This is a genomic window from Hydrobacter penzbergensis, assembly GCF_900106985.1.
GTDB classification, from domain to species: domain Bacteria; phylum Bacteroidota; class Bacteroidia; order Chitinophagales; family Chitinophagaceae; genus Sediminibacterium; species Sediminibacterium magnilacihabitans.
The window spans coordinates 78,343-101,269 of record NZ_FNNO01000014.1 but is presented as its reverse complement, the minus strand read 5'-3'; the positions used below and the strand labels follow the sequence as shown (position 1 = coordinate 101,269).

Annotated in this window: 20 protein-coding genes; 5 read left to right on the top strand and 15 right to left on the bottom strand. The window is 45.6% G+C overall.

Features of this window, described 5'->3' with window-relative positions; all coding sequences use genetic code 11:
- Positions 1-5: 5 nt before the first annotated feature.
- Positions 6-1,091 (bottom strand): glycosyltransferase, encoded by a 1,086-nt coding sequence (locus tag BLU98_RS14060; RefSeq protein ID WP_092725783.1) that lies wholly within the window; start codon positions 1,089-1,091, stop codon positions 6-8.
- A gap of 189 nt (positions 1,092-1,280) precedes the next feature.
- On the opposite strand from BLU98_RS14060, the gene BLU98_RS14055 reads away from it, so the two are divergent.
- Entirely contained in the window at positions 1,281-1,535 is a 255-nt protein-coding gene (locus BLU98_RS14055; protein ID WP_092725781.1) for a hypothetical protein, read from the top strand.
- A gap of 2 nt (positions 1,536-1,537) precedes the next feature.
- On the opposite strand, the gene BLU98_RS14050 is transcribed toward BLU98_RS14055, so the two are convergent.
- Both BLU98_RS14050 and msrB read right to left on the bottom strand, forming a co-directional pair.
- On the bottom strand, positions 1,538-2,803 hold the full coding sequence (locus tag BLU98_RS14050; protein WP_092725823.1) for a pyridoxal phosphate-dependent aminotransferase: 1,266 nt from the start codon (positions 2,801-2,803) through the stop codon (positions 1,538-1,540).
- Between the two features lie 58 nt (positions 2,804-2,861).
- Positions 2,862-3,422 carry a peptide-methionine (R)-S-oxide reductase MsrB gene (gene msrB / locus BLU98_RS14045; RefSeq protein WP_092725779.1) on the bottom strand — a complete coding sequence of 187 codons (561 nt, stop codon included), beginning with the start codon at positions 3,420-3,422 and terminating at the stop codon, positions 2,862-2,864.
- 178 nt (positions 3,423-3,600) lie between these two features.
- On the opposite strand from msrB, the gene BLU98_RS14040 reads away from it, so the two are divergent.
- Positions 3,601-4,179, top strand: a complete 579-nt coding sequence (locus BLU98_RS14040) for an adenylate kinase (RefSeq protein WP_092725776.1) — start codon at positions 3,601-3,603, stop codon at positions 4,177-4,179.
- A gap of 237 nt (positions 4,180-4,416) precedes the next feature.
- Positions 4,417-5,166: a murein L,D-transpeptidase catalytic domain family protein gene (locus BLU98_RS14035; protein ID WP_092725774.1), complete on the top strand. Its 750-nt coding sequence runs from the start codon at positions 4,417-4,419 to the stop codon at positions 5,164-5,166.
- A 65-nt stretch (positions 5,167-5,231) separates the two neighbouring features.
- On the opposite strand, the gene BLU98_RS14030 is transcribed toward BLU98_RS14035, so the two are convergent.
- The 11 genes from BLU98_RS14030 to nadA form a co-directional block, all read right to left on the bottom strand.
- Positions 5,232-6,119: an OmpA family protein gene (locus tag BLU98_RS14030; protein ID WP_092725771.1), complete on the bottom strand. Its 888-nt coding sequence runs from the start codon at positions 6,117-6,119 to the stop codon at positions 5,232-5,234.
- A 171-nt stretch (positions 6,120-6,290) separates the two neighbouring features.
- A complete protein-coding gene (locus tag BLU98_RS14025) occupies positions 6,291-6,686 on the bottom strand; it encodes a hypothetical protein (RefSeq protein WP_092725769.1) in 396 nt (131 codons plus the stop codon).
- Positions 6,687-6,754: 68 nt separating this feature from the next.
- Positions 6,755-8,791: an excinuclease ABC subunit UvrB gene (gene uvrB, locus BLU98_RS14020; RefSeq protein WP_092725767.1), complete on the bottom strand. Its 2,037-nt coding sequence runs from the start codon at positions 8,789-8,791 to the stop codon at positions 6,755-6,757.
- A 51-nt stretch (positions 8,792-8,842) separates the two neighbouring features.
- Positions 8,843-9,982 carry an esterase-like activity of phytase family protein gene (locus BLU98_RS14015; protein ID WP_092725765.1) on the bottom strand — a complete coding sequence of 380 codons (1,140 nt, stop codon included), beginning with the start codon at positions 9,980-9,982 and terminating at the stop codon, positions 8,843-8,845.
- Positions 9,982-10,779: a carboxylesterase family protein gene (locus BLU98_RS14010; RefSeq protein ID WP_092725763.1), complete on the bottom strand. Its 798-nt coding sequence runs from the start codon at positions 10,777-10,779 to the stop codon at positions 9,982-9,984. Before BLU98_RS14010 ends, BLU98_RS14015 begins: the two co-directional genes overlap by 1 nt.
- Positions 10,780-10,852: 73 nt before the next feature.
- Positions 10,853-12,505 (bottom strand): amidase, encoded by a 1,653-nt coding sequence (locus BLU98_RS14005; RefSeq protein WP_092725761.1) that lies wholly within the window; start codon positions 12,503-12,505, stop codon positions 10,853-10,855.
- Positions 12,506-12,546: 41 nt separating this feature from the next.
- A complete protein-coding gene (gene ypfJ / locus BLU98_RS14000; RefSeq protein WP_026774583.1) occupies positions 12,547-13,398 on the bottom strand; it encodes a KPN_02809 family neutral zinc metallopeptidase in 852 nt (283 codons plus the stop codon).
- A gap of 43 nt (positions 13,399-13,441) precedes the next feature.
- On the bottom strand, positions 13,442-13,906 hold the full coding sequence (locus BLU98_RS13995; RefSeq protein ID WP_092725759.1) for a methylglyoxal synthase: 465 nt from the start codon (positions 13,904-13,906) through the stop codon (positions 13,442-13,444).
- Complete coding sequence (locus tag BLU98_RS13990) at positions 13,881-14,840, bottom strand: 1-acyl-sn-glycerol-3-phosphate acyltransferase (protein WP_257575004.1); 960 nt, start codon at positions 14,838-14,840, stop codon at positions 13,881-13,883. The genes BLU98_RS13995 and BLU98_RS13990 overlap by 26 nt, the downstream gene beginning before the upstream one ends.
- A gap of 165 nt (positions 14,841-15,005) precedes the next feature.
- Positions 15,006-16,016 carry a recombinase RecA gene (recA, locus tag BLU98_RS13985; RefSeq protein WP_026768584.1) on the bottom strand — a complete coding sequence of 337 codons (1,011 nt, stop codon included), beginning with the start codon at positions 16,014-16,016 and terminating at the stop codon, positions 15,006-15,008.
- A gap of 199 nt (positions 16,017-16,215) precedes the next feature.
- Positions 16,216-17,229, bottom strand: coding sequence for a quinolinate synthase NadA (gene nadA / locus BLU98_RS13980; protein WP_092725753.1), 1,014 nt, complete (start codon positions 17,227-17,229; stop codon positions 16,216-16,218).
- 516 nt (positions 17,230-17,745) lie between these two features.
- Between nadA and BLU98_RS13975 the strand changes: the two genes are divergently transcribed.
- Both BLU98_RS13975 and BLU98_RS13970 read left to right on the top strand, forming a co-directional pair.
- Positions 17,746-19,833 (top strand): peptidylprolyl isomerase, encoded by a 2,088-nt coding sequence (locus BLU98_RS13975; protein ID WP_092725751.1) that lies wholly within the window; start codon positions 17,746-17,748, stop codon positions 19,831-19,833.
- A 150-nt stretch (positions 19,834-19,983) separates the two neighbouring features.
- Positions 19,984-20,490: a DUF2480 family protein gene (locus BLU98_RS13970; RefSeq protein WP_092725749.1), complete on the top strand. Its 507-nt coding sequence runs from the start codon at positions 19,984-19,986 to the stop codon at positions 20,488-20,490.
- 50 nt (positions 20,491-20,540) lie between these two features.
- Here BLU98_RS13970 and BLU98_RS13965 read toward each other — a convergent pair whose 3' ends face one another.
- Positions 20,541-22,904 (bottom strand): S9 family peptidase, encoded by a 2,364-nt coding sequence (locus BLU98_RS13965; RefSeq protein WP_092725747.1) that lies wholly within the window; start codon positions 22,902-22,904, stop codon positions 20,541-20,543.
- Between the last annotated feature and the right edge of the window lie 23 nt (positions 22,905-22,927).

The following is a 22,927-nucleotide window of genomic DNA, read 5'->3' as shown; positions in this document are numbered from 1 at the left end:
TTGATTTAAAGTGCCGTTTTCAAAAGGTCTGGCAGATCTTTTTCGCAGAACCTGTGCAATACCGGCCATTGATAAGGAAAAGCCGCTGATGCACGGAGAGCATCAGGCAAGCGAAAATCTGTTTGTTTTTCACTGTAGGCGTATTGCTTCTCTTTCAACAACCCGGCCAGGTATTCCTGTTCTGTTTGACCAGGTGTGGGAATCAGTATCGATTTTTTTTGCAAGACCATCAGTTCCATGATGGTGGTATAGCCACTCCTGCATATAATCACGTCGCTTTGCAATATAGCAGCCTGCAATGCAGTAGTAGACAGATGGTTTTCTATCCTCACGCCATTGATCGGCGCTAATTTTTCATCGTTGCCCGGTTTTCCACGAAGCAACAGCGTTTCGCCGCCGAGCGCTGTCAGACCCGGCAAGATCTGTTGTTCCAGCAGGCTGCGCTGGGGTTCGGGGCCCGACAAAAGGATGCAGCGATCATACCTGTGTTCTGTCTGCGCCGCCTCAAAACGGGTAAGCAGGCCAATATAATGAACCGGTATCCGTGGCAATTTGCGGGGATGGGATAAACTGCCGCCAATATTGTTCTCTGAAGCATCATCCGGCACCCAGCAAGTTTTGAACCGTTCAATATAATGGTAGTTGATCTTTTGTATCAGCGATTCCAGCCAATTATAAGGCGCTTTGATCCGCAACTGGTGCGTCATGAACACACAGGGTACGCGATTACTGTAAAGGCCATACCGGTTATCAGCTATCACCAGGTCTATCGCATGCGTTTCAACAACCTGTTCCAACCACCGGTGTTCCCGTGCAATGGTCTGCAATAACCCTGGCAGTTGCGCCAGCAGTTTAAATGGCAACCAGCTCATTTTCCTGCTGTACCGCACACGATAGCCTTTGAGTGGGAGCATCGTCAGTTCCGGGAATTCTTTCTCCAACAGCGCTCTTTGTGCGCCTTCCGCTGCTATGAATACCTTAAAACCCTGCTTGTTCAATGCATCAATGATGGGTATGCAACGGGTAGCATGTCCCAGGCCCCAATCGAGCGGGGCCACCAAAACCCGTTGTATGTTAAAAGTTCCCGGCACGCTGTCCGATTTGATTTATTTTAAACTGTAAAGTAGTAATTTAGATGTCAGATTATGCAAAGGAAAATAAACCGGTTATTCATTTTACTGTTATTGATAACGGTGATGGGCTCATGTGGTGTGTTCAATAAAAACAAGAAACCCGCATTTTGTGGTTGCCCTTCCGCACACAGGTAATCAGCGTGATTAATGAAAAGCGTCAACAGAGATATCCTTGTCCTCACCAATCAGTCGCACCTCAGCCGGCAAGAACTGGAGTTGCACGTTGCACAATTGAACGCGCTTTTATATCATGTAGAAAGCTGGAATAATTTCTGCACTGCTAACGAGATCATTGATATCAACCATCGGCGCATCCTTTGCAAACCACACCTGATTCAAAAAGCCATCCGGGATACCATTGCTGTTGATAAACCCTTTGTGTTCATAAACAATAAAAACTGAACTTACTTCAGCGCAGCAAGGGCTTTTTCCAGTTTTTCAAACACTTCCCCAATCTCCTCTTTCTTACAGGTTCCTACGCTCAGGCGATACCAGGGACTGTCGGCTCCTGCGCCAAATGCAGAAAAAGGAACCACTGCCAGTTTGGCTTCGTGCAGTATATAAGAAGTAACGTCTGACTGTTTTTGTAAAACAGCGCCCGCAGTTGTTGTTTTACCTGTAAGATTTATTTTAACGGTAAGATAAATCGCAGCCTGTGGTGCAACAGCATCTACCGCGTATCCTTTTTCTTTCAGTGCAATGAACCCTGCATATATTTTTTGAAGCCGTTCATTGATCTCTGCTTTAAAATGAGCGAGATAATGATCGATGGCTTCTTTCTCTCCCAGGAATTTCGCAACAGCGTTTTGCTCGGGCATGGGCGCCCATGCGCCGAGGTGACTCAGGATCGCTTTCATTTTTGCAATAACGGAAGCGGGTCCCATAGACCAGCCCACGCGCACACCTGTTGCCGCAAATGCTTTTGAAATACCATCTACAAAAACAGTATAGGCTTTCATTTCGGGCCTCAACGTTATGGGGTTGTAATGCCGGGTATTACCAAAAGTCAGCGTCCAATACATCTGGTCGAACATCAGGTACAATTTCTTTTCGCCTGCAGCCCTTTGTTTGTTTTCTTCCAGCACCAAATCACAGATCTCTTCCAGCGCCGTTTTGGTAAGGGTGGTACCGGTAGGGTTCTGCGGGGTGCAAATGCAAAGCAGCGCTGCACCTTTGATATGGGGTTTGATATCGGCCGCCGTAGGCATGAAATCATTCTCGGGATGGCATTCGATCACACAATGCTCGCCGGCCGTCATATGGGCATAGTGATTGTTATTCCAGGAAGGAACGCCATAGATCACTTTATCGCCTTTGTCTACAATCGCCCTGAAAATGGTATAGATCAATGGCCTGCCGCCCGAAGCTACCTGTATTTCCTGCTCGGTATAATCAAGCCCTTCACGTTCTTTCAAAAACAAACTCACCGCCTTGCGCAGGTCCAGTATCCCTTCCGCTGCAGGATAGTTGGTGTAGTGTTCCTTGTAGCAGCGGATGATCTCTGCTTCCAGTGCTGCCGGAATGGGAAAGATAGCCGGGTCGAAGTCCCCGATGGTAAAATTGTAAATTTTTTCGCCTGCCCTGATCCTTTCGCTGATGGCATTGCCCAGCTTCACGATCTCACTGCCGATGAGTGTCTCTGCAAGGTGGCTCAGTTTCGGTTGATTCATACGTATCATTTAAAATGTGCCCGCACGCAAAGTAACTCATTATTTATGCACCATCGTTTTACTCGGATTTCTTTTTCTCGGTATAGTGCTTCTCCGCTTCTTTCGCCTTTTCAAAATCAAGCACCACGCCATTGATACAATAACGAAGACCGGTGGGCGGGGGACCATCTTCAAACACATGGCCCAGGTGCGCTTTGCAGCGGCCGCATTCCACTTCGGTACGGCTCATACCCAGGCTATTATCCGGTAAATAAATAACGGAACTTTTGCTGATGGGCTCGTAAAAACTCGGCCATCCGCAACCGCTTTCGAATTTGGTATCGCTTTTAAACAGCGCATTGCCACATGCTGCGCAATAATAAGTGCCCACTTCTTTCAGGTTTTCAAACTTGCTGCTCCAGGGTCGCTCAGTACCCTTTTGCCTCGCGATATAATATACTTCGGGTGATAATACGCGTTTCCAATCTTCATCTTTCATCACCGCTTTACCTGTATCTGTTCTCGAATAAACAGGGTTATCGTTTTTCTTGTGCTGGTCCATATCGGTCTTTTGATTGTTTTGAGAATAACAACCTTGCCCCAACAAGCAGGCCAAAGTCAATGAAAATATCCATTTCATTTGATGTGAATTTGATACGTTAAAGTTACGAGTCATGCCCCGTTATGGTTTACTCCTGTGTACAAACAATCGTTTGTTTCACGCCAGGATTCAGTCTTTTCAAAGGTTTTCGTGATCTGTTAAACATTTTTTAAAACACACATACTATCTTTGCTCCTCACTCAAGGTTAGCACTTACATGTTTAATATTATTTTGTTCGGTCCTCCCGGAAGCGGAAAAGGTACACAAAGTGAAAAACTGATCGCTGCTTATGGATTGAAACATTTGTCAACCGGAGATCTGTTGAGAAGTGAAATTGCCGGCGCCACTCCATTGGGACTGGAAGCCAAAAAATTCATGGACAGAGGGGAACTGGTACCGGATGAAGTGGTCATTGGCATGATCAGCGCAGCGCTGGACAATAATCCCCAGGCCAAAGGCTTTCTTTTCGACGGTTTTCCCCGTACCAGGGCGCAAAGTGAGGCCCTTGACCAGCTATTGACGCAAAAACACACTTCTATTGGTGTGGTACTGGCGCTCGAAGTAGGTGAGGAAGAGCTGGTTAAGCGGTTACTCAACCGGGGACTCACCAGCGGCCGGAGCGACGATAACAACGAAACCGTGATCCGGGCCCGGATCGTAGAATACCATAAAAAGACTTCCGCAGTAGCCGATTATTACCAGGCTTTTGATAAAGTGGTGAAAATCAAGGGAGAAGGAACTGTAGAACAAATATTTGACGCTCTTTGCAGCGAAATTAACAAACGGTTGTCTTAAATATAACAAATGGTTTAAACAACCAATAACCAACTGCAATCCCGCCAAGTACCCTATGGCGGGATTTTTTTTGTAATATCTGAACGATTTGTTAAAGGAAACCCCATATTTCCCCTTTTCCCGTTTCGGTCTTATTTTTGCTGCCCACTTGGGGACTATTAAATAACCACTACCCGTTTTCGAACAATTCTACTTAGTTCATCTTTTATTCATTCACCGATCAAACGTTGTAATTGCATGGGTAGATCATTCATCCGGTCTTTCGGGGTATTTGTGTTGATTATTTCGGCCTCCCTGGCCTTTATGAGTTTTGTTGTTGCAAACAGCAGCGGCAGTCTGCTTCGGGTATCCGCTCCAGATACAGTTCCGGTTATTCAATTCACGGCAAACGAAGGAGATGCCCGGCTTTCCCTTTACGAAAAGCTGGCGCTCGATTCACTGGGTCTCTCACACGAAGCATTTGAATATGCTTTGAAAGGGCATGACCAGCTACAGAGCGATGGAAAAATTGAAAAGGACAATCTGCTTTCGATCATCGACTTTTCCCTTCCTTCCGGTAAAAAACGGCTTTTTGTTATCGACCTGGAATCGGAAGAGCTTTTGTTCAATACCTACGTAGCACATGGCAGGAATTCTGGTAAAGACATTGCCACCAAATTCTCTAACAAACCCAACAGCTTCAAAAGCAGTCTCGGGTTTTATGTAACCGGCGATACCTATACCGGCAAACATGGCTACTCTATGCGTCTCAACGGTGAAGAATCCGGTATCAACGACAGAGCAGAGGGCAGGGGCATTGTAATGCACAGCGCCGCTTATGCCAATGAAAATTCCATAGAAGAACGTGGCTTCATTGGCCGCAGCCTGGGCTGCCCGGCCATTCCGAAAAATGTACACCGGCAGATCATTGAAACCATCTGCCACGGCAGTTGTTTATTTATGTACAGTCCGGATGCTTATTATTTAAGTCATTCAAAACTGATTTGATAAATCACTGAAATAAAAAGCCTCCCGCAACACAATTACGGGAGGCTTTTTTATAGCGGAACAATTTATTTTTTCGTCTCCAGTAATTTAAAGAACTGGTCGAGTTGCGGAAGAATAACAATCCTTGTTCTGCGGTTAGCAGCACGTCCTCCGGCGGTGTTGTTATCTGCAAGAGGCAGGTATTCACTTCTTCCTGCTGCAGTCATGCGTTTAGGATCGAGACCATAGGTATTTTGCAGGATGCGCACCACGCTGGTAGCGCGTTTTACGCTGAGGTCCCAGTTATCAACAATACCCGCGCTGTGAATAGGGTTTGAATCGGTATGGCCTTCCACCATGAACTCGATCTCAGGCTGGTTCTGCAACACTTTGGCTACTTTGCCCAGTACTTCCTTCGCTCTTTCCGTAACATCATAGCTGGCGTTTTTGAAAAGGAGCTTGTCTGAAATATCTACATATACCACCCCTTTATCTACTTTGATATTAATGTCTTTGTCATCCAGGTTGCCGATGGCTCCCTTGAGATTCATCACCAGCGCCATGGCAAGGGAATCCTTACGTGCAATAGAACCCTGGAGGTCTTTGATGTACATGTCTTTCGCCCCGATATTGTCCAATGATTTGCGGATGCTTTCTGCCTGCGCATTCGTTACCACCGACATATCCCTCAATTGGTTCAATACCGTATTATTGTTCTGTTTGAGGTAATCGATCTGTTTTTTGAGATCATCTACCTGTCCATCTGTGTTTGTTTTCGCGGACTGCAATGCTGCATTTTTGTTGTTGGCTTTGTTCAGTTCGTCCTGCAATGCGCGGTATTTCGACTGCAGATCGAGGTAAGTACCGCTAAGCTGGTCGTACTTGGCTTGCGACTCTCTTAATTTTTTTGGACTCACACAGGAAAACAATACCGCTGAACTCAATAGCGCTGTTAAGTAAATCTTTACTTTCATAATTGATGCTGTTAAAAATTAAAAAATGACGGACTCCTAACGTTGGAGCCGCTAAAAAATTGTATCTGCGCCAGAGTGTAGAGGGGTAAAGAGGCGTAAAGGTAATAAACAAAGCGCTCGCAAACTCAATGCTGTGGGCACTTTGCTTTTATTAATCCGTTCTTAATAAATTTATTTCCAAACTACGCGGAAGTTGCCGTTCCTGGTATTGGTTGATGTAGTAGCAGAAGTAACCGTTACCGCTACGGTACAAAATACTTGTCCCATTGGAAGCGGTGAAACCGTTACGCTGTTCACAGCTGTAGACGAACTGAGGTCCTGCGTAAAAACAACCGTACTGTTGTCTTCTCTTTTCGCAGTGATATTGATCTTAACGCCGGCTGCGGGCATTCTGCTCAATACTTCTACCGTGAACTGGTAAGAACTGCTGGTAGAGGTGGCGGGGTTAGCCGTATTCAATTTTATATTCAGGTTTTCTTCCGATGGTGCTGTGTCGGGCCCTTTGCCACAAGAGATGAGACTGGTTATACAGAGAAGGAAACAGCATATAGTTAACAGCTTGCGCATTACGGTTACTTTATATTCGGTACAGGTTTTACACTGGCTAATATAAGATTATTCCTTCAATTCCGTCTTTACCTGATCGCTTCCAGTTCTTTTTGCAGCCTGAACATTTCATCGCGCAGGCGGGCCGCCTCAATAAAGTCCAGATCGCGGGCTGCTTTTTCCATTTCTTTCCGGGTCTTTGTAATGGCTTTTTCGAACTGGGGAATCGTTTGATAGGTCTCCTGTTCCTCCGCCGCTTTCGATACAAAAGGATCTTCGGTCTGCACGGCATACGCGTTCGAAGGATCATACCCTTTGATATCAAGTACCGATGTTTGTGCAAAAACCTGCTCTTTGCTCTTGCTCACCGTTTGCGGAATAATACCATGTTCCTGATTATACGCTAACTGTTTTTCTCTTCTGCGGCCGGTTTCATCAATTGTGCGTTGCATGCTCATCGTCATCTTATCGGCATAAAAGATCACCAATCCATCCACATTACGCGCAGCGCGTCCTGCCATCTGGGTCAGCGACCGCTCATTACGCAGGAAGCCTTCTTTATCGGCATCCAATATGGCCACCAACGATACTTCGGGCAGATCGAGTCCTTCCCGCAGCAGGTTCACCCCAACCAGCACATCTATCACACCCAATCTTAAGTCGCGCAGTATTTTCACACGTTCCAGCGTATCCACATCACTGTGTATGTATTTCGATTTGATGTTGATGCGCGCCAGGTACTTGTCCATCTCCTCCGCCATACGTTTGGTAAGCGTGGTCACCAGCACACGGTCGCCCTTTTTCACACGCTTGTCTATTTCATCGAGCAGGTCATCAATCTGGTTCACACTCGGACGTACTTCTATCGGTGGGTCCAATAAGCCTGTAGGTCTTACTACCTGCTCCACCACTACACCGCCTGTTTTCTCCAGCTCATAATCACCGGGGGTAGCGCTCACAAAAACGGTCTGGCCCACGAGCGACTCAAATTCCTGGAAGCTCAGGGGCCTGTTGTCGATCGCACTCGGTAACCTGAAGCCATATTCTACCAGCACCAGTTTACGGCTGCGGTCTCCTCCGTACATACCCGCGATCTGCGGTATGGTCTGGTGGCTTTCATCGATCATACATAAAAAATCTTTGGGAAAATAATCCAGCAGGCAGAAGGGCCGCGTGCCGGGTTTGCGCCTGTCGAAAAACCTGGAGTAGTTCTCAATGCCATTACAATAACCCAGCTCACGGATCATTTCAAGGTCGTATTCCACCCGCTCTTTGATGCGATGCGCTTCTTCGTTTTTTCCAATGCCCTTGAAATACTCCACCTGCGCCATCATTTCATCCTGTATCTCATAGATCACCTGTTGTATGATATCGCGTGGCGCCAGGTAGAGGTTGGCGGGGAAGATGGCGGCATTCTCCATCAGTCCCATCCGTTTGCCCGTATCCGTATCGATGCTTTCTATCTCTTCTATTTCATCCCCCAAAAAAGTAACGCGGTAACCGAAATCAACATAGGGCAGGTTGATGTCAACCGTATCGCCCTTTACCCTGAACGTACCCCTCGTGAAGTCGCCCTGGCTTCTGTTATACAATGAATTCACCAGGCTGTGCAGGAATTTTTGCCGCGGTATCACCTGTCCCTTTTCTATCCTGATGATCCCGTTCTCATACTCCGTAGGGTTACCCATACCGTAGATGCAGCTTACACTTGCCACCACAATGATATCGCGCCGGCCACTCAGCAGTTGCGATGTAGCTTGCAAACGCAACTTGTCCAATTCTTCATTGATGCTCAGGTCTTTTTCTATATACACATTCGTCACCGGCATATAAGCTTCCGGCTGGTAATAATCGTAGTAGCTCACAAAATAACCAACGGCATTCTCCGGGAAGAACTGTTTGAACTCGCCGTACAATTGCGCCACCAGTGTTTTATTGTGTGTGAGTACCAGGGTAGGCCTTTGCAGCTCCTGTATCACATTGGCCATGGTAAACGTTTTACCACTGCCTGTTACGCCCAGCAATGTCTGAAACTGTTCGCCGCTTTGTATTCCGTCGATCAGCTGGCGTATGGCCGAAGGTTGGTCTCCGGCCGGTTCGTATGTTGTGTGAAGTTTGAATGGCATGATGCAAACAGGCAAATGATGCGGACCTGTTTGGCGAAGTTAACAACAAAATCAGGGCATCACTTCAAAGAGGAAAAGCTGTGTTTTTTCCAGTTGGGAAAAATTATTGTCCGACACCATCAAAAGGGTTCTGTGGCCATTGGGAAGTGTGGGGCCGAAAGTCATGCCCTCCACATTATCCACATAAATACCCAAGTCATCCATGTTCAGCAATAATTTTTTCTGCAAGGGCCTGGTTGGTGGTTTTCGTTTCAGTGAATTCACTTTGGAAATATCTTCCGCTTTACTGCAATCTGTTAAGAAAATTTTGATGGTACAAGGCATGCGGCCGGTTGAAAAAGACCTTTCCATTACCAGTAACCTGGTTCCTCCGGCAGAAAGTATATCGGGTATTCCGTTTATTTTAAATGCATCCGCAGGAAATGCCGGATAAGCAATGGGTTCCAGTTTATAGGCATACTGCGCGGTGTTTCGCAAGCTCTCCCTATTGAAACGGTAAATTCTCACCCATGCATCATTCGGTCGGATATCTGCACGCTCGCCATCTTCATAGCGGGGTTCTTCGAGACTTACATAAAGGGTTTTATAGCCATTTGCATACGTGATGCCTTCCAATACACCATTACGTCTCGGACCCTTCTCGGTTGCATGCATCCATAAATTGCGCGGCAGCGGAATACTATCAATAAATTTTCCGTCAGGCTCAATGAAATGGATAGAAGGGTTTTCCAATACCGTGTCTTTGTTTGAAACAATCCTTTCCCCCTCGCTTGTCCACACCATTTGTTTTCTCACCGGGTCGTAGCGCAGCGCTTCCGGGTCGGGCGTATGTGCGGGATCCTGCTGGGTGTTGGGAAAGGGATAACCATCGGGTTGGCGTAGCGTAACTACATCCGTTATACGTAAGCTGTCGAATCCCTGGTTATTAAGGTAGACCTTCATCGTATAGAACCTCGCCGGCTGAAGCGCCGATCTGTCGTCGCTGATAAGATAATATGATTGTTGTGTGCTGTCATAATCGATGCCAGAGAGTCCGCCTACCGTAGTTCCTTTAAACCGGGCATCATAAGGTATTTCCTGAACCGCCAACAATTTCAATGCACTGATCGGGGTGATGGGCGTTGTGTGTGTTTGCGCAGAACAGGCCGTCATCATTCCGGTGAGCACTATCAATCCAATACTTTTTCTCACTATTGTTTTTTATGTTTCTTTTTATTGGAAAACAACCAGGGCAATAATTTGGGTTCTGCAAATGCCGCATCCCAACTGTTATGGTTGAGGTTGGGGTACTCTGTATACATCACGTGCTGGTCGCCCGATGTCATCAACGCTTTGTAAAGCTCGCGGTCGGCAATCGGCGGAACTACATTATCCTGGGCTCCATGAAAGATCCAGAGTGGCAGGTTCCTGGCTTTTTGCATCATCTGCGGAATATCTGCCACCCCGCAGATCGAAAAGGCCGCAGCGAAATAATCCGGATAACGGGTGATCATATCATAGGTACCAAAGCCACCCATGGAAAGACCGCCGATATATATTTTGCGTGTATCTACTACGCCGCTCTCCGATAAGCTATCCAATAATTGCTTCAACAGTCTCTGAGTTAAAGGTGGTTCCGCTTCTGTAATGATGTTAAAGTTGCCCGATTTCGGGTGATGGTCCCTTTTATAGTGCGACCAGGTACTTCCGGCAGGACATTGCGGAAAAACAACGATTGCCGGGAAATAATGCCTGATAGCTTCCCTCGTAAAAATCTCTCCGCCATGTGCGAGCTGGGCGTTGTTGTCGTTTCCTCTTTCGCCCGAACCATGCAGGAAAACCAGCAATGGGTATACTCGGTTGGGTTTGAATTTTTCGGGAAACATAACCCTGTAACGCAATGTATCATTCCCGCGGATGAACCATTTCTTTTCGTACAGGTTGAGGTTTTGTGCGGCAAGCTGTTGTAATGCGCACAACAGACACAGTATCAGGAGGAACTTTTTCATCTGCTGTTTTTTTCTATGCGGGGTTCAGTCTTGCTATTTTAAAGATACAAAACAAGGGATGATTTGTGATGGTTTATTTGAATTGTGGCGGATGCATTTCATCCCAGGGTGTTTGATCCTGATAAGCTTTTGCAACAGCCAGCAATGTGGCTTCGTCGTATAATTTTCCTATTAAAGTAATACTGGTGGGTAAATGATACTGTTTATCGAACCCGGTAGGCATACATACAACAGGATGACCGGTCAGGTTGGTGATGGCCAACTGGTTGCCGCTGCCACGGGTGGGACAAATCAATACATCCACTCCTTTCATGGTCTCATTCACTTGCTGCATCAGCAGGTAACGGTGCCGGTTGGCATTGATGTATTCCACCGCTGGTATCAGTCGCGATACCCTGAAAGTATTCGGCCAGTCGTTTTTTCCCTGCCTGGTCATTTGATCATCCAGTCCGCTCCTGGTAAATTCGTCGAATGCGGCAGCACATTCGGCGCTGATGATCACTTCCATCATGTTGAAACGATAAACACCACTGTCTGGGAAATCAATGGGAATAAGGGTTGCACCCATTTTTTTATAGGCTTCCAGCACCTTCCATTCGTTCCTGGATGTATCGGTTATCTTGTCGAAATAGTTTTTAGCATAGCCTATTCTCAACTTGGGTATTGATACTTTGTTTTGATAGTTGAACGGCCTGTTCACCGCACTGCCATCGTATCCGTCTGTTCCATGGATGCACGAAAAGACCACGGCGGCATCTTCTGCATTACGACAAATAGGGCCTACTTTATCCAGGCTCCAGCTCAATGCCATGGCGCCGGTTCTGCTGATGCTTCCGAAAGTGGGACGCAAGCCGGTAGCGCCGCAGGTGGAAGATGGTGAAACGATCGATCCCCAGGTTTCTGTTCCAATGGCAAAAGGAATGAGCCCTGCAACGGTGGCCGATGTAGAGCCGGCCGATGAGCCCGAAGAGCCGAACTGGGTATTCCACGGATTCCTGGTTCTTCCACCATACCAATAATCACCCATGGCCAATGCCCCGAGCGTAAATTTTGCTACCAGTACAGCGCCGGCCTCTTTCAGTCTTTGATAAACATACGCGTCTTCTTCTATCACCTGGTCTTTATACGGCGCAGCACCCCAGGTTGTTTTGGTACCTTTTACAGCGAAGAGGTCTTTCAGTCCGTAAGGAATACCATGCAGCGGCCCGCGGATTTTTCCGGCAGCGATCTCTGCATCTGCTTGTTCCGCTTGTTGCATCGCAATAGATTCTGTCAGCGATATCACACACTGCAGACTGTCGTCATATTTTTTGAGCCGGTCGATGAAAAAGCGGGTCAGCTGTACGGAGCTGATCTTTTTATTCCTCAGCAGGGATGACAGTTGAAGCAGGTTATAATAAGCAAGATCATTGAGATCTTTCGGTAATTGGATATTAGGAATATAATTCCATTTGATCTCCGCCTGTTTTTGATCGAGGCGCATATTCGGTAATACCGGGTTTTGCCACAAACTCATCGGAACACTGTTGTTGAGCGATTGTTTGTGTTGCAGCTGGTATATCAACCAATTGTCTTTCACACCATCATACATGCTGTCTATCTCGCTGGGGGTAAAGCTAAGATCCTGTATCCTGGCGGCGGATTGTATATCCTGCTTAGACAACGTATCCTGTGCAAAGGATGTGATGGCTAATAGCAACGCAACTGAGGAAAGTAATTTTCTCATAACAACAGTTTAATAAGTGAAGCATGTTTGTTATTTGCTACTCAGAGGTCAGGCGCATTAAAAGTATCGCCCTGGTTAAGATCACCGGTATCGTATCCTTTTTTAAACCAGTACATTCTTTGCTTCGATGTGCCATGTGTAAAAGCATCCGGCACTACGCGTCCCTGTGCCTGTTGCTGCAGCCTGTCGTCACCAATCGCATTGGCAGCATTGAGCGCCGATTCAATATCTGCATCGTCCAGGTTCTTTTTCATCTGTTGGGTATAATGTGCCCACATGCCCGCGAGGAAGTCGGCTTGCAGCTCCAGCTTCACAGACATTTTATTGTATTCCGTTTCACTCATCCTGGCCCGCAGTTGTTCCATCTTGTCAGATATGCCCATTAGTTTTTGGATATGATGGCCTACTTCATGTGCAATCACATAAGCCATGGCAAATTCACCCTCCACTTTGAACCGTTGTTGCAGCTCGTTGAAAAAAGAAAGGTCGAGGTATAGTTTTTCATCGGCCGGACAATAGAATGGGCCGGTGATGGCACTCGCAAATCCACAACCCGATTGTGTTGATTCTGTGAATAAAACCAAAGTAGGCTTACGATAATTTTTTCCTGATGCGTGGTACAGTGAATCCCATACGTCTTCCGTATACCTCAGTACCACTTTGCTGAAAGAAGCAAGATGTTCTTCTTCAGGGCTCCGGTTTGCGGTGGTTGTTTGTTGCTGTTGCTGGAACGACTGCGTTTGTTGCAGCACATCGGATGGGTTTCCGCCCAACAATACGTAGATGATGCCGATGATGATGGCGCCAATACCACCACCTGCGGCAATGGTTCCGCCACTGATGCCACGGCGGTCTTCTACATTATCGCTTTCCTGGTCACCTTCCCAACGCATAAAAATGATTTTACGATTAAATATATACAAAGCCCGCTAGAAATTATTTTTCTTCTTTGATGGGGCGCTTGAGATATCCCGTATAATCCGGAAGTAGTGCGTCATAGGGTTCGTGCATGAATGGAGAGGTGATCAGGAAATCTGCCGTGGCCCTGTCACAGGCCATGGGGAGGTTCCATGCAACACAGAGACGTAGTAAGGCTTTCACATCGCTGTCGTGCGGCTGCGCTTCCATCGGATCCCAGAAAAATATCACCATGTCTATTTCTCCGTTCGCAATCATCGCGCCAATTTGTTGGTCACCACCAAGCGGACCGCTTAACAATTTAGTAACGGGTCTTCCCAATGATTTTTCCAGCATTTTTCCCGTTGTCCCCGTAGCAACCAGGCTATGTGATGAAAGAACGGTTTTATTGAAAACCGCCCAATCGATCAGGTCTTTCTTTTTATAATCGTGCGCAATCATTGCGATGCGTTTATCCTTACCGAGGCTCTTGATATTTTCCATTTTCAGGTCTATTTTTAAAAGGGTAAGGTAAGCATTGTACCGCATACCAGGCTGCAAGCAGGTGTAATAAAATCATCAACACTATCCACGTGAACGGTAAGTGCAAAAAATGAAACAGCCAGGTGATTAACAATAAATAAACAGGGTATAATAATAATATGGTTGTAAAAAGCACAGAGTCATAAAAAACAGTATTCCTGGTCTTGTTGTGTACTATTTTTTGAATTATGCTATAGGGCAAAATGTACAGTAAACAAGCAACAATAGAAATCAGCTTGGCTCCAAGATTAAGTTCTTTTGAAAGTGGCCTCGTTCTCTTCTGCAAAACCCCATTGATATAATTAAAAAGCGCTTGGTTAAAATATTGGATATTCTGCGGAGCATTATTTTGGAAAGGCAAGAGCGCTGTTTCCGGTAGGATCGTTCCAGCTTCAAGGCAAACAGTTTTTCCTGGTCCGTTCAGAGAATCGTAAGTAATTACAATGGGCAAAACAGAAAGCGGTATCTTTTTTTCCTGGCAGCGAAGCGCAATCCTCGCGGCAGTCTTTTTAAAGGGTTGCAGTTCGTGTTTGTTCACACAAATGCCTTCTATAAAAACAAGTAGTATTCCGTTTTGTGAAAGAATTGCTTCTGCCTGTTCAAACGAATGGTTGTTCAGTTCCTTGTTTTTTTTTCTTTCATTCTGTTTGAACACCGGCATCATGTTCAGCAGACGGAGTAATTTATATTGCCAGGGTTTTGAAAAAAAATCGCCTCTTGCCAGGAAATACACACGGTGTTTACAATATGCAGCAATGATGATGGCGTCGAGGAATGCGTTGGGATGGTTGGCTGTGATCAACATGGGACCCTTGCTAGCTAACGCTTCTTTATTCCGTATTTGTATTTGTTTACAGAATAATGGCAGTCCCAGCCTGACAAATATTTTCAGCAACGCGTACAACAAGATGTCAAAGGGTTTTCCCAAAGTAAAGCATTACCTGATAATCTTCATCATGTTCACAGCATGCAGGTGTATAAAAAGCGAAAAGCCACGCGCTATTCGTGACTTTCCATACTTACTAACCCATCAAAAAAACAAGTATCTCGATAATCTTTGTTATACTTCTGCGGCGGCTTTTACTTCCGATACCTTGGCCCGTATTTTAGCTTCCACTTCGTTGGCCAGTTCGGGATTATCCTGCAACAGTTTCTTTACTGCATCCCTGCCTTGTCCCAGTTTGTTGTTATCATAGCTGAACCAGCTTCCGCTTTTCTGTACGATACCCAGTTCAACACCCATATCGATGATCTCTCCCAGTTTGCTGATACCTTCACCGAAAATGATATCGAATTCTGCGGCGCGGAAGGGTGGCGCCACTTTGTTTTTTACCACTTTTACCTTCACGCGGTTACCAATGGCTTCGTCTCCGTCTTTGATCTGTGTCATGCGGCGTATATCCAGCCGAACGGATGCATAGAATTTCAAAGCATTACCCCCGGTGGTGGTTTCCGGGTTTCCAAACATCACCCCGATCTTCTCGCGCAACTGGTTGATGAAAATACAAACCGTATTGGTTTTGTTGATCGTAGCGGTGAGCTTACGCAATGCCTGGCTCATCAACCTGGCCTGCAGACCCATTTTACTGTCGCCCATCTCACCCTCCAGTTCTCCTTTGGGCACCAATGCCGCTACAGAATCTATCACTACTACATCCAATGCGCCTGAAAGAATAAGGCGGTCGGCAATTTCAAGAGCCTGTTCTCCATAATCCGGTTGAGAGATCAGCAGGTTATCCACATCTACACCCAGTTTCTGGGCGTAAGAACTATCAAAAGCATGCTCGGCGTCAATGATGGCGCACATGCCTCCTTTTTTCTGCGCTTCGGCAATTACATGTATCGCAACGGTTGTCTTACCAGACGATTCAGGGCCGTATATTTCCACGATCCTTCCCTTGGGCAGTCCTCCTACACCCAGGGCCGTATCCAGCCCTATAGAGCCCGTAGAAATCACTTCCATCGGCTCCTGGCTCCGCTCATTCATCAACATCACACTGCCTTTGCCAAAATCCTTGTCTATCTTATCGATCGTCAGCTTAAGCGCCTTCAGTTTTTCTACGTTACTCATGTTTTCTGTTTTATACTTTGAAGTTAATGGTACATAAAGGTAAAAGGTATTTTTGGAATAAACTAATTTATTTAGTATTTTTTAGCTAAATCGGTTAGTTTATTAAATACGGTCTCTTTCCGCAGCTAAAGTAGGGCTTCCTCCCGAGGTTTTTCAAGGGTATTAATACCTGATTTTGAACATTCAGGTCACATGCTTATCAACCAATCAATCCGGCAGCTTTGCTGATCTCCATCATGCGGTCCATCGGCTTTTTGGCCGCCAGCCTTAATTCCTCATCCATGAGAATTTCGGGCTTTTCATACATCATGCACAGGTAGAGCTTTTCGAGGGTGTTCAGCTTCATATGCGGACAATCATTGCAAGCGCAACTATTATTCGGCGGAGCGGGGATAAATGTTTTTCCGGGCATAGCCTGCTGCATCTGGTGCAGGATACCCGTTTCAGTGGCCACAATATATTCCATCGCTGTATCGGTCTGCGAGTACTTAAGCAATTGGGTAGTGCTGCCAATATAATCGGCAATCGCCAGCACGGGTTCCTCACATTCGGGGTGCGCAATCAATTTGGCATTCGGGTGGCGCATTTTCAGTTTGGTGATCTTTTCCAGGCTGAATATCTCGTGCACCATACAGGCGCCATTCCACAATACCATGTTACGGCCTGTTTTCTTGTTGAGATAGGCACCCAGGTTCCTGTCGGGCGCAAAAATGATCGGCTGGTCCTTCGGAACGCTTTCAATGATCTTCTCTGCATTACCCGAAGTACAGATAATATCAGACAAAGCTTTGATCTCCGCAGTACAGTTGATGTAGGAAATAACGATATGATTGGGGTGCTTCTCTTTAAAAGCCCTGAAAGGAGCAGCAGGCGCACTATCGGCCAGGGAACAGCCGGCCTTGAGATCGGGCAGGAGTACTTTTTTGGAAGGGTTCAGGATTTTAGCAGTTTCCGCCATGAAATGAACCCCGGCGAAAACAATGATATCAGCATCGGCCTGCCGGGCTTTCTGGGCAAGCCCCAGGCTATCCCCAATATAGTCCGCCACATCCTGTATATCAGGCTCCTGGTAATAATGCGCCAGCAAGATCGCGTTCTTTTCCTTTTTAAGCCTTTCAATTTCCGCAAAAAGATCCAGCTTCACATCTACTTCCAGATCGAGGAATCCTTTCTGCTCAATATTTTTTTCCGCTTCTTCAATGTTCATAATCATCGTAATAGTATTTAATAATACCTATTTATATAAATCACCTACTATTATTAGGGGTGTGTATATCGGGATAACTTACTTATCCCCACCATGCAAAGTTAATCAGCCCACCCGTATCCACAGTTATCAACAATTATATTAACAGATGAAATCTTTGTAACGACTGTAAATAATTGTGTTTTGAACAGTTGGGGATAGTCTATTCCACAACCCCTATTTTTAACAATCCACTTTTCATGCACTGTTGATCAACATGGATAAAGGAGTCGCGCCGGACTGGTAAAGTGCCAGTAGCATACCAACGAGTGAAATTTATTCGAGCGCTTTCCACAGTTAAAAGGTCAAAAACCTGGGTTTTCCACCTGAAATGGAGGTTGTTCACAAGCCGGTGTTAATTGTTCAAACCCTTTACCTGCCGGATATTGAACCTGTTTTCCACAATTTGTTCTAATGTAGGTTTACCCCTATTTTTGCCTCCCGCGAAAAGCTGGACTAAAAACTCATTCTAATTACATTATTATGTCTGTCATTCAAAGAATTCGTGACAAAGGAGCCTGGATCGTGTTTGCCATCATCGCCCTGGCTTTGATCGCCTTTATATTACAAGATGGTGTGGGACGTGGAAGCCGCGCTTTTTCCAGCAATACAATCGGTAAAGTGAACGGTGAAAAAATTACCCGTACCGAGTTTGAAGAGAAATTGAATATGCAGGAACGTTATGCCGCACAACAAGGCATGGGCAGGGAACAGCTGGTTACTGCCGTATGGAACCAGGAAGTGGAAAGACTGGTGTTGAACCAGGAATTCGATAAACTGGGACTCCAGGTGGGGGCCAAAGAACTGAGCGATATTCTCTTTGGTGAAAATTCACCCCTTCGCCAGGAATTCACCGATCCTAAAACCGGTGTATTCAATGCCGATGATGCACGCAGGGCTTTTGCACAAATCAAGAAAAGCAGGAACAAAGAGCAACTGGCGATGATCCAGAACGGATATATCGATCCTACGATCGAAAGTGCGTTGAGGAATAAATACCAGGCCCTGGTTCAACAAGCAGTCTACATACCAAAATGGCTGGTAGAAAAACAGGAGGCAGACAATAATGCGATTTCCAACATTTCTTATGTATATGTACCCTATGCTTCTGTGTCCGATAGCCTGGCAAAGGTTTCAGACGATGATATGATGGCTTATGAGAAGAAGCACAGCAAGCAATTTACAAAGGATGAAGAAAGCAGGTCTATCAGTTATGTTAGTTTCAGCGCCGCGCCGAGTTCGGCTGATTCAGCAGCAGTATTAGGACAAATAACAGCATTAAAGAATGATTTTGAACATGCTGAAGATGTTGGCGCATATATCAGCAGGGTAGGAAGTGAAATTCCGTTTTACAATTCCTATTTCAGCAAGGCGAAAATGCAGCAGCCCAATAAAGATTCTTTAACTAAGATACCGGTAGGGTCTGTATACGGTCCGTATATCGATGCACAGAATTATACACTGGCTAAAATGGTAGGGATCAAACAGTGGCCCGACAGTGTGAAAGTTCGCCACATACTCATTGCCACCGCAGATCCCCGCGCAGGCCAGGTGATCAGAGAAGATTCTGTTGCAAAGAAACTGGTTGACAGTATTGAAACCGCCGTAAAAGGAGGAGCAGATTTCAACGCCCTGGTACAAAAATATTCCGATGATCCGGGAAGCAAAGAAAAAGGCGGCGTTTATGAATATTTCCCACAGGGTCAAATGGTTGTTCCATTCAATGATTATGTATTCGATCATCCCGTAGGAAGCAAAGGCGTGGTAAAAACAGATTACGGATACCATTATATAGAAATACTGGGTCAGAAAGGAATGAATCCTGTTTACAAAATTGCCTACCTGTCAAAAGCCATTGTTGCCAGCAATGAAACGGTAAGTAACGCCAACACACACGCAGCGCAGTTTGCAGCGAGCAGCAAGAACGGAAAGCAATTCAATGAAAATGCGTTGAAGTCGGGTCTTTCTATCATGCCGGGAAATGATATCAAACAGAATGATTTTGCTGTACCGGGCGTGGGGCAGAGCAGACAACTGGTTCGCTGGATCTATGAACATGGTGTTGGCGATGTGTCTGATCCTACAGAAGTAGGAGACCGTTATGTGGTTGCGATCGTAACTGCAGTTAACAAAGCGGGACTGATGTCGCCAACAGAAGCAAGGGCTTTTGGCGAAGGACTGGTGCGCAATGAAAAGAAAGCAGCGCAGATCATCAGTACTAAATTCAAAGGCAATAGCCTGGAATCTTACGCCAGCAGCGCAGGAACAACCGTAATGAAGGCAGACAGCATCGGCTTCAACGCGCCGTTCATTCCGAATATTGGAAATGAACCTAAGATCGTTGGCGCTGCATTCAATAAATCATTGAATGGTAAAGCAAGTGAGCCCATCGCAGGCGGGACTGGCGTATTTGCTGTACAGGTAGTGAATAGTGGAGCAAGGGCTGGTGTGATGGATCCTGCTGCTATCAGGCAGAACCTGTTGCAGGGTGCAAGAATGGCTGCCTACCGTAGCCTGGAAGCACTAAGAAAAGCGGCGTCTATTAAAGACAACCGATCCAAATTTTATTAATCAGCATTTTATATTGTTATGATAGAGGCCCGGTAAATTATGCCGGGCCTTTTTCTTTGCCCCTGGATTAAGCCAGGGGCAAAGGTTTTTCATATACAGAAAATGAATGTTGCAGGATAGTGCTAATTTTGTGTAGTAAATAGATATAGTATGTCAGATCTGATTGTGAATAAAGTGGTAGAAAGCGGACTGATCAGCATGGACCTTGAAATATATTATCCCAAAGAGGAAATAAAGGTCTTTGACCTGAAGGACCATCTTTTTATGGGATTGATATTGAAAGAAAAAGATTTCCGTGCAGCGCTGCAAGCGATGGATTGGAGCAGCTACGCGGGGGTAAATGTTGCAGTTACCTGTTCGGCAGATGCTGTGATCCCTATGTGGGCATATATGCTGGTAGCAAGTTATTTACAGCCGGTGGCAAAAGCTGTTGTTTTGGGAAATGAAAAACAAACGATCGAAAACCTTTTGCTCAGGAACCTGGAAACGATAAAGGGAGAAGAATATACAGATAAGCGGGTGGTGATCAAAGGTTGTGGCGAGTTGCCCATTCCAGAAAGTGCATACCTCACCATTACAAACAAACTAAGGCCATTTGTAAAAAGTATCATGTATGGTGAGCCGTGTAGTACTGTGCCCATTTATAAAAAGAAATGATTTGAGCAAAAAAAAGCGACCGTGAAATTTACGGTCGCTTTTTTAATGATTTATTTGAGCAGTGTGTTGTCAAACAATTTGAGGATTCGTTTGTACTCATCGGTCCAGCTGCTGGGTTCTACAAAACCATGGTCTTCCATGGGATAGGGCGCTAATTCCCAATTGTCTTTACCGAGTTCAATGAGGCGTTGTGTGAGACGAACGGCATCCTGGAAATGAACGTTCACATCTACCATTCCATGACAAATGAGCAAATGATTTTTCAAACCGCTTGCAAAATTGATGGGCGATGAACGCGCGTAAGCGATACTGTCGGTAAAAGGTTCATTCAATATATTGGAAGTATAACCATGATTATAATGCGCCCAGTCGGTTACGGGTCTTAATGCGGCGCCGGCCTTGAACACATCGGGTTTGGTAAACAACGCCATCAGCGTCATGAAGCCACCATAGCTTCCACCATAGATACCAATTCTTCCCGGATCAATGCCTTTTTGATTCACCAGGAATTTTGCTGCATCTACATGATCGTCGATATCTTTACCGCCCATAAAACGATAGATACCGGTGCGCCAGTTTCTTCCGTATCCGCTGCTGGCGCGATAGTCGATATCGAGTACAGTGTATCCTTTATCGGCGAGCAGGTTGTTGAACATGTATTCGCGGAAATACTGGCTCCACCAATAATGTACGTTTTGTAAATAACCTGCGCCATGAACGAAAATAACGGCGGCGTTATTTTTTTTGTCACCGGCAGGTTCGTAAATCCTGGCGTACACCTGTTCACCGTCGCTTGCGGGAATAGTAATGATAAGGGGCTCTTTCCAAGGATAAGCTTTGAATGCATCACTCATTGATTTAAACGTAACCTGTACGGGTTGTTTGCCCGGCGCATTTTCCTGTACGTATAATTCCCATGGTTTGTTGATATAAGAGTAACGATAAGCAATCCACTTTTCATCGGGAGAAAGACTCACGTCATACCCGCCAGTCATGGATGTGATCTTTTCTTTTTTCGATCCATCGGTTTTAATGCGGTACCAGTTTTGTTTTCCGGGATGCTCTTCGTTGGTAAGCAGGTAAAAGAAATCTTTGTTCTTGCTGAGTACAAGATCCTGTACTTCATACTTGCCGGATGTCAACGCATTTTTAGTTTGTGTAAGCGTGTTGTAAGTATAGAGATGTGCGTATCCGGTTGCTTCACTCTGGAAATAAAACAATGCATCGTTGATCCATCCGAGCCTGGCGCCGTATCCAACGCCGGGCCCGCCAATCCAGGCTTCATCACGTTGCCGGTCGATCAGTTTCAATTTTCCGGTAGCGGCATCGAGTTGCATCAACCAGCGATCTTTATTGTCCTGAGAACGGATATCAACAATTGCATAAGTCCCTGCTTCATTCCAGTAAGGTCCGTTGACATACACAGCGCGTGGAACAGGTTTTTTGTTTGCGTATTTTGAAGGATAATCTTTTACATAATCAGGCAGATCTGTGATGCCGGGTATGGAATCAGTGAGCACCTGGTAAACAGAGTCCCTGGATTTGTCGAAAACAAAAAATTCATACTTGCCCATAGGCGCGCCTACTTTTGTTCTTCCGGGGATCGCTGCTGTGAAACCGCTTTCGGTAACATATTCCGGAACGATTGTATTTTTTGAATTTGCAGGAGGCTGATACAAGCGATACGTAACATAACGGCCGTCCGGACTGATCTGTATATTTTGCAATCGCTTTTCTCCTATAACTATATCTTTTAGTGTGTCAACCTCTTTATTTAATGCAGTGAAAGCATCGCGTTGTTCTTTTTTGTGTTTGCGTTCTTTGAGTACCTGCATTAATTCGAGCTGCTGCTGTTGCAGCCAGGGTTCCTGATGATTCTTGTCAGAAGATAGATGTGCCGGTGCATTTTCAGTTGATTTAACAAAGTTGGTCAGTTGCCTGGTAACACCGGATTTGATGCTCCATGCATAAAGGTTTTGATTGCGTAAATAAACCACCCATTCGTCTTTTTGTAGGAAGCCGGGATTGCTTTCGGTTTCTTCTGTTTGTGTAATGCGGGTGATGTTTCCGGATTTGAGATCCTGCAAAAAAATATCGCCATGATGGGTATAGAGTAAAAGTGTGCGGGAAGTATTATAAACCCCGTTGTTGCGGGAGACTAGCATTTGTGATTCGAGGAATGAAACTTTCGTTATTAATTGTGGTCCAATTAAATACGAATAAACAGAATCAGATATGTTTTTATCAGGATTCCAGTCAAAATAGACTTTCTTACTATCGGTACTCCAGAATACATTGGAAGGAGAAGTGCCGATCCATTTGGGATCCTGCATGATTTTTTCAACAGTCAGGTTTTGTTGTGCATGTACAAAGCATGCAAAAGACAAGCAAATAGACAGTAGCCGTATTTTCATTCGTACAGTTTTATCGGATAAAT